The 10,254-nt window shown below is 65.9% G+C and carries 9 protein-coding genes; 6 read left to right on the top strand and 3 right to left on the bottom strand.

All coding sequences use genetic code 11. From position 1 onward, the window contains the following. The 3 genes from CS062_RS25855 to CS062_RS15410 all read right to left on the bottom strand — a co-directional run. Nucleotides 1-681: DUF3106 domain-containing protein (locus tag CS062_RS25855; protein ID WP_143742359.1), on the bottom strand; the 681-nt coding region annotated here is incomplete at its 3' end. Nucleotides 682-689: 8 nt separating this feature from the next. Beyond that, a complete protein-coding gene (locus CS062_RS15415; protein WP_099862489.1) occupies nt 690-1,208 on the bottom strand; it encodes a DUF3619 family protein in 519 nt (172 codons plus the stop codon). Then, complete coding sequence (locus tag CS062_RS15410) at nt 1,205-1,771, bottom strand: RNA polymerase sigma factor (RefSeq protein ID WP_091722747.1); 567 nt, start codon at nt 1,769-1,771, stop codon at nt 1,205-1,207. Before CS062_RS15410 ends, CS062_RS15415 begins: the two co-directional genes overlap by 4 nt. A 259-nt stretch (nt 1,772-2,030) precedes the next feature. On the opposite strand from CS062_RS15410, the gene CS062_RS15405 reads away from it, so the two are divergent. From CS062_RS15405 to CS062_RS15380, 6 genes are all read left to right on the top strand, one after another. Further along, the gene (locus CS062_RS15405; RefSeq protein WP_099862488.1) at nt 2,031-3,827 is read left to right on the top strand and encodes an acetolactate synthase 3 catalytic subunit; all 1,797 of its coding nucleotides are present in this window, start codon (nt 2,031-2,033) and stop codon (nt 3,825-3,827) included. A gap of 177 nt (nt 3,828-4,004) precedes the next feature. Beyond that, the gene (gene ilvN, locus CS062_RS15400) at nt 4,005-4,496 is read left to right on the top strand and encodes an acetolactate synthase small subunit (protein WP_099862487.1); all 492 of its coding nucleotides are present in this window, start codon (nt 4,005-4,007) and stop codon (nt 4,494-4,496) included. A 50-nt stretch (nt 4,497-4,546) separates the two neighbouring features. Beyond that, entirely contained in the window at nt 4,547-5,563 is a 1,017-nt protein-coding gene (gene ilvC / locus CS062_RS15395) for a ketol-acid reductoisomerase (protein WP_099862486.1), read from the top strand. A 92-nt stretch (nt 5,564-5,655) separates the two neighbouring features. After that, nucleotides 5,656-6,504, top strand: a complete 849-nt coding sequence (gene pssA / locus CS062_RS15390; protein ID WP_099862485.1) for a CDP-diacylglycerol--serine O-phosphatidyltransferase — start codon at nt 5,656-5,658, stop codon at nt 6,502-6,504. 276 nt (nt 6,505-6,780) lie between these two features. Next, nucleotides 6,781-8,475, top strand: a complete 1,695-nt coding sequence (gene leuA, locus CS062_RS15385) for a 2-isopropylmalate synthase (RefSeq protein ID WP_099862484.1) — start codon at nt 6,781-6,783, stop codon at nt 8,473-8,475. Nucleotides 8,476-8,562: 87 nt separating this feature from the next. Further along, complete coding sequence (locus CS062_RS15380; RefSeq protein ID WP_099862483.1) at nt 8,563-10,104, top strand: 2-isopropylmalate synthase; 1,542 nt, start codon at nt 8,563-8,565, stop codon at nt 10,102-10,104. The last annotated feature ends 150 nt before the right edge of the window (nt 10,105-10,254 follow it).

Here is a 10,254-nt window from a genome sequence, read left to right as displayed (position 1 = left end):
GACGATGGTCGGCCCGGTGGCGGCGGTCAGCGGTGCGCGCTGGATCGGAGCTTTGGCACGATGCGACACGGCGGAGGCCGGCACATCGCGGCCGGCGGCGGAGGCCTTCTCGGCTGCGCGCTCGGCCAGGCGCTGGCGCTTCTCCGCGGGCAGCGCCTGATAGGCGTCCCACTTCTCGCGCAGCTTCGATTCCTGCTCAGGGGCGCGCAGTTCGCCGGCATGCTGGTATCCGATGCGCGCGCGCTGGCGCTCGGCGGGCGACATGCGGGTCCACTCGACCATCCGCTCGCGCAGCCGCCGTTGTTGCTCGGCGGGGAGCGTCGGATAGCGGGCGGCGATTTCCAGCCATTTGCCCTTGCGGGCGCCGTCCAGCTGGTCCCATTCCTTCGACAAGGGGGCGAGCGCTTCCTTCTGCGAAGCGCTCAGGGACGCCCAATTCACGTTGGCGACGAGCACGCCGGGGGCGGCGGGTCGCACGGCAGCGGACGCCGAGGGCGGCGGGGAGGAGGAGGCGACAGAGGAGGGTGCGGGTGCGGAAGCTTCGCCCTCCTGCGCCGAGGCGGAAGCACAGGCCAACGCGGCGCAGACCGCAGTCGTCATCAGCCGACGCATCGTCGAGAAATCAGGGAAAACGCCGAGACGGGCGAGCAGACTCGAAGAGAGGCAGAACGATCGGGCCACGCGCCGCCTCACTGCGACGATTTCGCTTCGTCGGACTTCTCGCCCTCGTCTGGGCTGTTGGCGTTGCTCGGATCATTCGGAGTCTCGTTGAGGTACTCGCGGAAGCCCGGGTCGCTGTATGCCGCGGGAGGCAGCGGCTTGGAGAGCATCTCGGTGTCGAGTTCAGCCGCGCTGCGGATCTGCTCGTACCACTGGCTGTGCTGGATCAGCAGCAGCCCACCCAGCAGCAGCGCCAGGGGCAGGAGCGCCGCGGCCTTGCGCCAGCGCGGCGTCTTCTCGCCGCCGCCTAGGGCCAGGGTGGCGTTGCCCACATGGCGGGTTTCGGACGCGGTCCGGGTCGGTGCGGCGGCGCGTGCGGCCATTGCCTTGGCGAGCGCCTGCTCACGCGCGAAGCGCAATCTTTCCTGGATGTCTCCGGACAGGGTCTCGCTCTGCTCCGTCAAACCCGCAGCGACGCGGAGGCCGAAACGGGTCACGCGCGCGTCCGCCTCCAGCGGCAGCGGCGTTCCTGGCGTGTTCTTCTTCATAGCGAGATTCCCTTGGCTTTCAGCGTTTTGGCCAGCGCATGCACGGCGCGGGAGCAGTGTGTCTTGACGCTGCCCTCCGAGCAACCCATGACCGCCGCCGTTTCGGCAACGTCGAGTTCTTCCCAGTAACGCAGGAGGAAGGCTTCCCGTTGACGCGCGGGCAATGCTGCAACCTCCTGTTCGATGGCGGCCAGCACCTGAACGCGCGAGACCTCGTCCGCGGCGGACAGGGCTCCCATCGAGCCTTCCTGCGTTTCCAGCATTTCCAGCAGGTCGAAGTCCTCGCCGGACTCGCCTCCCTCGAAATCCGACAGGTTGCTGAAAACCGCGTTGCGGACCTTCTGACGCCGGAACCAGTCCATCGTCGCGTTCGACAGGATGCGCTGGAACAACAGCGGCAGCTCCGCCGCCGGGCGATCGAAGTATTTCTCCGCCAACCGGATCATGGCGTCCTGGACGATGTCCAGTGCGGCATCCTCGTCTCGCACCATGTACACGGTGCGCTTGAAGGCGCGCCGGTCGACGGTCTTGAGAAAGTCGTTGAGTTCTTTGTCTGTGGCCAATGGGCTGGCGCCGGAAAGGGCGGTCGGGCAGGCAAAACGGCGCGGATTATCGCACCAGCGCTACAGATCGCCACCGGTGCCCGAGTCTTCGCGGGTTTGCGTGCATAATCGGCCCCTCGCACACCGCAGTTTTTGTCTCAAGTAGGCCGCCCGACCCGGGCGCCCCTGTTTTTGACGCGACGTTTCAAGTCCGCCTCACAAGGGCGAGAGGAGAAGCACCGATGGTTTTTCGTCAGAGAAAATCTCAGAGGTTCGACATATGGACATGTCTGCCGCGGACATCAAACGTGCAGCGATCACGGAAGCTCGCTCACAACCGCACCCCCATTCCGTCAGTTCCGGACAGGAACTGAATGGCTCCGAAATCCTGGTTCAGAGTCTTCAGGCCGAAGGCGTGAAGTTCCTCTGGGGCTATCCAGGCGGTGCCGTTCTCTACATCTACGACGCGCTCTACAAGCAGGACGCCATCCAGCATGTGCTGGTCCGTCATGAGCAGGCCGCCGTGCACGCCGCCGACGGCTACGCCCGGGCGACCGGCGAAGTCGGCGTGGCGCTGGTGACCTCCGGCCCAGGCGTCACCAACGCGATCACCGGCATCGCGACGGCGTACATGGACTCGATCCCGATGGTGATCATCACCGGTCAGGTCCCGACGCCCGCCATCGGGCTGGACGCCTTCCAGGAGTGCGACACCGTCGGCATCACGCGCCCGATCGTCAAGCACAACTTCCTGGTCAAGGATGTCCGCGATCTCGCCACGACGCTGAAGAAGGCGTTCCACATCGCGCGCACCGGCCGGCCCGGCCCGGTCGTCGTGGATATCCCCAAGGACGTCTCGCTCAACCGCACCGCGTTCCACTACCCGGAGCGTGTGGAGATGCGCTCGTACAACCCGGTGAAGAAGGGCCACAGCGGCCAGATCCGCAAGGCGGTCCAACTGCTGATGGGCGCCAAGCGGCCTTATATCTATACCGGTGGCGGCGTGATCCTGGGCGAGGCCACGGCCGAACTGCGCCAGCTGGTCGAACTGCTGGGCTATCCCTGCACCAACACGCTGATGGGCCTGGGCGCGATGCCCGGCACCGATCCGCGCTTCCTCGGCATGCTCGGCATGCACGGCACCTACGAGGCCAACATGACGATGCAGCACTGCGACGTGCTGCTGGCCGTGGGCGCGCGCTTCGATGACCGCGTCATCGGCAATCCGAAGCACTTCGCGTCGGTCGATCGCAAGATCATCCACATCGACATCGACCCGTCGTCCATCTCCAAGCGCGTGCGCGTGGACATCCCGATCGTGGGCGACGTCAAGGACGTGCTGCAGGAGCTGATCGCGCAGATCAAGGAGGCGCAGGCACGACCCGACGCGGACTCGATCAACGCCTGGTGGAGCCAGATCAACGACTGGCGCAAGCGCGACTGCCTGGCCTACAAGCATTCGACGGATGTCATCAAGCCGCAGCACGTCGTCGAGACGCTGTGGAACCTGACCCGCGACCGCGACACGTACATCACCTCCGACGTCGGTCAGCACCAGATGTGGGCCGCGCAGTTCTACCGCTTCAACGAGCCGCGCCGCTGGATCAACTCCGGCGGTCTGGGGACGATGGGCGTGGGGCTGCCCTATGCGATGGGCATCAAGCTGGCCAAGCCGGAGGCGGACGTGTTCTGCATCACCGGCGAGGGCAGCATCCAGATGAACATCCAGGAACTGTCCACCTGCCAGCAGTACAAGACCCCTGTGAAGGTGGTCTCGCTGAACAACCGCTACCTGGGCATGGTGCGGCAGTGGCAGGAGCTGGACTACGGCAAGCGCTACTCGCACAGCTACATGGATGCGCTGCCTGACTTCGTCAAGCTGGCCGAGTCCTATGGGCATGTGGGACTGCTGGTGGAGAGACCTTCGGATGTCGAGCCCGCGCTGCGCGAGGCGATGCGGTTGAAGGACCGCACCGTCTTCCTGGACGTGCGCACCGACCCGACCGAGAACGTCTGGCCGATGGTCCAGGCGGGCAAGGGCATCTCCGAAATGCTGCTGGGGTCCGAGGACCTCTGAGACTGGCGACGGCCTGAAGCCGTGTCCGGCGTGCCGCGCGTTACCGCGTGCGGCGCGACCGGCGGCGGACGGCCTGAACCGCTCGGAGCGATCCGGCCCATTCCCTGAATCGAAGAGCGTGGCCAAGGGCCGCCCGGTTACCGCCGGCGGTCTGAAGAGCGCGAAGGACGAGATTCCATGAAACACATCATTGCTTTGCTCATCGAGAACGAGCCGGGCGCGCTGTCGCGCGTCGTGGCGCTGTTCTCCGCCCGGGGCTACAACATCGAGAGCCTGACCGTGGCGCCGACCGAGGACCCGTCGCTGTCGCGAATGACCATCGTCACCAGCGGCAGCGATGACGTGATCGAGCAGATCACCAAGCACCTGAACCGGCTGATCGAGGTCGTCAAGGTCGTCGACCTGACCGAGGGCCGCTACATCGAGCGCGAGCTCATGCTGATCAAGGTGCGCGCCGTCGGCAAGGAGCGCGAGGAGCTCAAGCGCACCTCCGACATCTTCCGCGGCCACGTGATCGATGTCACCGAGAAGACCTACACCATCGAACTGACCGGCGACGCCAGCAAGCTCGATGCCTTCATCGATGCGATCGACCGCACGGCGATCCTCGAGACGGTGCGCACCGGCACCAGCGGCATCGGCCGCGGCGAACGCATCCTGCGCGTCTGAACGCGCGCTTCACTGAACCCCCTGTACTGATTTCCCCCGGAGAGACCACCATGAACGTGTATTACGACAAGGACGCCGACCTCAGCCTGATCAAGGGCAAGAACGTCACCATCATCGGCTACGGCTCACAAGGCCACGCCCATGCCCAGAACCTGAACGACAGCGGCGTGAAGGTCACCGTGGGCCTGCGCCGCGGTGGCGCGTCCTGGGCCAAGGCCGAAGGAGCCGGCCTGAAGGTCGCCGAGATCGCCGAGGCGGTGAAGGCCGCCGATGTGGTCATGATCCTGCTGCCGGACGAGCAGATCGCCGACGTCTACAAGAAGGACGTCGAACCGAACATCAAGCAAGGCGCGTCGCTCGCCTTCGCCCACGGCTTCAACGTCCATTACGGTCAGGTGCAGCCGCGCGAGGACCTGGACGTGTGGATGGTCGCCCCGAAGGCCCCCGGCCACACCGTGCGCAACACCTATCGCCAGGGTGGCGGCGTGCCGCACCTGATCGCCGTCTATGCCGACAAGACCGGCAAGGCGCGCGACCTGGCCCTGAGCTATGCCGCGGCCAACGGCGGCGGCAAGGCCGGCATCATCCAGACCTCGTTCCGTGAAGAGACCGAGACCGACCTGTTCGGCGAGCAGGCCGTGCTGTGCGGCGGCGCCGTCGAACTGATCAAGGCGGGTTTCGAGACGCTGACCGAAGCGGGTTACGCGCCGGAGATGGCCTACTTCGAGTGCCTGCACGAGCTCAAGCTGATCGTCGACCTGATCTATGAGGGCGGCATTGGCAACATGAACTACTCGATCTCCAACAACGCGGAGTACGGCGAGTACGTCACCGGCCCGCGCGTGGTGACCGCCGCGACGAAGGAAGCGATGCGCCAGTGCCTGAAGGACATCCAGACCGGCGAGTACGCCAAGTCCTTCATCCTGGAGAACAAGGCCGGCGCCCCGACGCTGATCAGCCGCCGCCGCCTGACCGCGGAGCACCCGATCGAGCAGGTCGGCGAGCAGCTGCGCGCGATGATGCCCTGGATCAAGGCCAACAAGCTGGTCGACAAGTCCAAGAACTGATCCGCGCAGATCGCGTCAGATCAGTCCAGAAGGCCGCGCGGGTCGCACCGCGCGGCCTTTTCCATTGATGTGGTGAGTTATCCTCGCGCCCCATGAATTCGACCGAAAACAAGAACGTGGACCTGCTCGACGAGGACGAGGCGGATGCCCTCGACGCCCCGCAGCGCCCGCGCCACAAGGGCATCTACCTGCTCCCCAACCTTTTCACCCTGGCCGCGCTGTTCAGCGGTTTCTACGCGATCGTGATGGGCATCGGCGGCCGCTTCGAGCAGGCGGTCTACGGCATCTTCGCTGCGATGGTGCTCGACAGCCTGGACGGCCGCGTCGCGCGCATGACCAACACGCAAAGCACCTTCGGCGAGCAGATGGATTCGCTGTCGGACATGGTGTCCTTCGGCGCGGCCCCGGCGCTGATCATGTATTCCTGGGCGCTGCAGGGCCTGGGCAAGTGGGGCTGGTTCGCCGCCTTCGTCTACATCGCCGGCGCGGCGCTGCGCCTGGCCCGCTTCAACACCAACATCGCGGTCGTGGACCGGCGCTTCTTCCAGGGCGTGCCCAGCCCCGCGGCCGCGGCACTGGTGATGAGCCTCATCTGGGCGCTCGACAGCGCCGGCTACAAGGACATCCATCGAGATCCGTCGCTGGCCTGGCTCGCTTTCGGCTTCACGCTCTACGCGGGTTTGACGATGGTGACCAACGCGCCGTTCTACAGCTTCAAGGACATCACCTTCAAGCGCTCGGTGCCCTTCATCGTGCTGGTGGTGATCATGCTAGCCATCGCGGCGATCAACATCGACCCGCCGCGGGTGCTGTTCGGCGTGTTCTGCGCCTATGGCATCTCGGGCTACATCGTCTACGCGGTGCGGCGCGCCAAGGGCAAGCCGGCCAGCGTGATCGCGATGTCGACCGACGAGCCGGATGAAGCGGGCCTTCACCGATAGCGAATGCTTGCGGCGCGTGCATTCGCCCATCCGCGTTGACGCCTGTCGTGCCGCGCCCCTATATTCGACGCCCATGACGTTCGTGTCCGCCTCCACCAGCAATGCCTCCGGCATTTCGCTGCTACTACTAGGTGAACCTCGGGTTCGCTAGATCGCGCACGTCCGTCCATCCAGACGCTCATCCCAGATCAACGGCCCGAATGCAACTCGCAGCGGGCCGTTTCTGTTTCTGGAGAGTCTGCGAGTTGCGCCCCTGAACCCACCAGGAACGCTTCCATGCTCAAGCAACCGCAGACCAAGTACCGCGCCTTCGCCCCCATCGCCCTCCCGGACCGCCGCTGGCCCGACGCGCAGATCACGCAGGCGCCGCTGTGGCTGAGCACCGACCTGCGCGACGGCAACCAGGCGCTGATCGAGCCGATGGACCCGGAGCGCAAGCTGCGCATGTTCCAGATGCTGGTGAAGATCGGCTTCAAGGAGATCGAAGTCGGTTTTCCGTCCGCGTCGCAGACCGACTTCGATTTCGTCCGGCTGCTGATCGAGCAGGGCCACATCCCCGACGACGTCACGATCCAGGTGCTGACACAGGCCCGCCAGCCGCTGATCGAGCGCACCTTCGAGTCGCTGGTCGGCGCCAAACGCGTGATCGTGCATCTGTACAACGCGGTCGCGCCGGTGATGCGGCGCGTGGTCCTGGGCATGAGCGAGGACGAGATCGTCGAGCTGGCCGTCACGCACACGAAGCTGATCCGCGACATGGCCGATCGACAGGCCGCGGAGACCGGGACGGACTTCCGTTTCGAGTACTCGCCGGAGATGTTCTCGGGCACCGAGCTGAGCTTCTCCAAGCGCGTGGTGGATGCGGTCACCGCCGCCTGGGGGCCGACGCCCGAGCGCAAGATCATCATCAACCTGCCGACGACGGTCGAGCATTCCACGCCCAACATCTATGCCGACATGATCGAGTGGATGGGCCGTCATATCGAGTCTCGTGACAGCGTGATCCTGTCGGTGCATCCGCATAACGACCGTGGCACCGGCACGGCCGCTGCCGAGCTCGCGATCATGGCCGGCGCCGACCGCGTCGAGGGCTGCCTGTTCGGCAACGGCGAGCGCACCGGCAACCTCGACCTGGTCAACGTCGCGCTGAACCTGTACACCCAGGGCGTGCATCCGGGCCTGGACTTCTCCGACATCGACGAAATCCGTCGCTGCGTCGAGCACTGCAACCAGCTGCCGGTGCATCCGCGCCACCCGTATGTGGGTGAACTGGTCTACACCTCGTTCTCGGGTTCGCACCAGGACGCGATCAAGAAGGCCTTCGCCGCCCGCAAGGAGGGCGACATCTGGGAGATCCCCTATCTGCCGGTCGACCCGAAGGACCTGGGTCGCAGCTACGAGGCGGTGATCCGCGTCAACAGCCAGTCGGGCAAGGGCGGCATCTCCTACCTGCTCGAGGCCGAATACGGCATCGAGCTGCCGCGCCGCCTGCAGATCGAATTCAGCCAGATCGTCCAGGGCGTGATGGACACGAACGGCAAGGAACTCGGCGCGGCGGATCTGTGGCGCATCTTCGACCGCGAGTACGGCGTCAAGCAGGCGCCGGCGCTGCACCCGCAGATCGACACCGCCGAGGACGGCCAGACCCGCGTGCAGGCGCAGGCCGATCTCTGCGTGCGCATGGTCAGGATCGATGGCCACGGCAAGGGGCCGATCGACGCGTTCGTGGAGGGCCTGAACAAGCTGCTGAAGACCCAGGTCCGGGTGCTTGACTACCACGAGCATGCGATGGGCAGCGGCGCTGATGCGCAGGCCGTCGCCTACCTGGAACTGCGGGTGGGCGAGGCGACGCTGTTCGGCGTCGGCATGGACGGCAACATCGCCTCGGCCTCGCTGAAGGCGATCGTCTCGGGCCTGCGCCGCGCCTCGCAGCGGGGCGTGCTCAAGCTCGCTGACCGCATCGCCGCCTGAGGCGCCGGGGCGGCCCGTCGGCCGCCTAAACTCGCGAACCGGGGCCCGGATCACCGGGCCCGCGCCGCCATCGCAAGGAAGCATCCCATGTCCGACCAGCTGATCATCTTCGACACCACCCTGCGCGACGGTGAGCAGTCGCCCGGCGCGTCCATGACCAAGGACGAGAAGCTGCGCATCGCGCGGCAGCTGGAGCGGCTGAAGGTGGACGTGATCGAGGCCGGCTTCGCGGCGGCCAGCCACGGGGACTTCGAGGCGGTCAAGGCGATCGCCGACGCAATCCGCGACAGCACCGTCTGCTCGCTGGCGCGCGCGAACGACCGCGACATCGCCCGCGCCGCCGAGGCGCTCCAGGGCGCGGCACGCCGACGCATCCACACCTTCATCGCCACCAGCGAACTCCACATGGAGAAGAAGCTGCGCATGACCCGTGAGCAGGTGCTGGAGCAGGCGATCCAGGCGGTGCGTTTCGCCCGCAACCTGACCGACGACATCGAGTTCTCGCCCGAGGACGGTTACCGCTCCGATCCGGAGTTCCTCGCCCGTGTCGTCGAGGCGGTGATCCGCGAGGGCGCCCGCACGATCAACATCCCGGACACCGTCGGCTACGCGATCCCCGAGCTCTATGGCCAGTTCATCAAGACGCTGCGCGAGCGCGTGCCGAACTCGGACCAGGCGATCTGGAGCGTCCACTGCCACAACGACCTGGGCATGGCGGTGGCCAACTCGCTGGCCGGCGTGAAGATCGGCGGCGCGCGCCAGGTGGAGTGCACGATCAATGGGCTGGGCGAACGCGCCGGCAACTGCTCGCTGGAGGAGGTCGTGATGGCGGTGAAGACGCGCCGCGACTACTTCGGCTTGGAGGTGCGGGTCGATCCATCGCAGATCGTGCCGGCGTCCAAGATGGTGTCGCAGACGACCGGTTTCGTGATCCAGCCCAACAAGGCGGTGGTGGGCGCCAATGCCTTCGCGCATGCCTCGGGCATCCACCAGGACGGCGTGCTCAAGGCCCGCGACACCTACGAGATCATGCGCGCCGAGGACGTGGGCTGGAGCGCCAACAAGATCGTGCTGGGCAAGCTCTCGGGCCGCAATGCGTTCAAGCAGCGGCTGCAGGAACTGGGCGTGGTGCTGGAGTCGGAGGCGGAGATCAATGCCGCCTTCGTCCGCTTCAAGGACCTGGCCGACCGCAAGGCCGAGATCTTCGACGAAGACATCATCGCGCTGGTGATGGACGAGTCGGTCACCCAGGACCAGGAGCACTACCGGCTGGTGGCGCTGGCGCAGCGCTCCGAGACCGGTGAACGCCCGCAGGCGCAGGTCGTCTTCGCTGCGGGTGAGGTCGAGTACCGCACCGAGAGCGATGGCAACGGGCCGGTCGACGCGGTGCTCAAGGCGATCGAGAGCAAGGTCGGAAGTGGGGCGGAAATGCTGCTGTATTCGGTCAGCGCGATCACCAGCGGCAGCACAGAATCCCAGGGCGAAGTGACGGTGCGCCTGCAACATGCCGGACGCGTGGTGAACGGCGTGGGGGCAGACCCCGATATCGTCGTCGCCTCGGCGAAAGCATATTTGAGCGCTCTGAACAAGCTTCAAAGCAAAACGGAGCGGGTCGCCGCCCAAGGTTGACAGGACAGCGCACGCCGGCCGCCCGGCCGCGTCGGATGGCACGGATTCAGGCACTTTAAGAGCCTGCGTTAAGTCATTGATCTTGCCGGTCTTTCAGCGATCCCCTAAACTCGCGCCCACTTCTGGGGACTGGATTGAAGACCATTGCGA

It is taken from the genome of Roseateles chitinivorans (assembly GCF_002761755.1).
In the GTDB taxonomy this organism is placed as follows: domain Bacteria; phylum Pseudomonadota; class Gammaproteobacteria; order Burkholderiales; family Burkholderiaceae_C; genus Roseateles; species Roseateles chitinivorans.
Note: the sequence above shows the minus strand (reverse complement) of the source record. Positions and strands in the feature narration are given on the sequence as shown.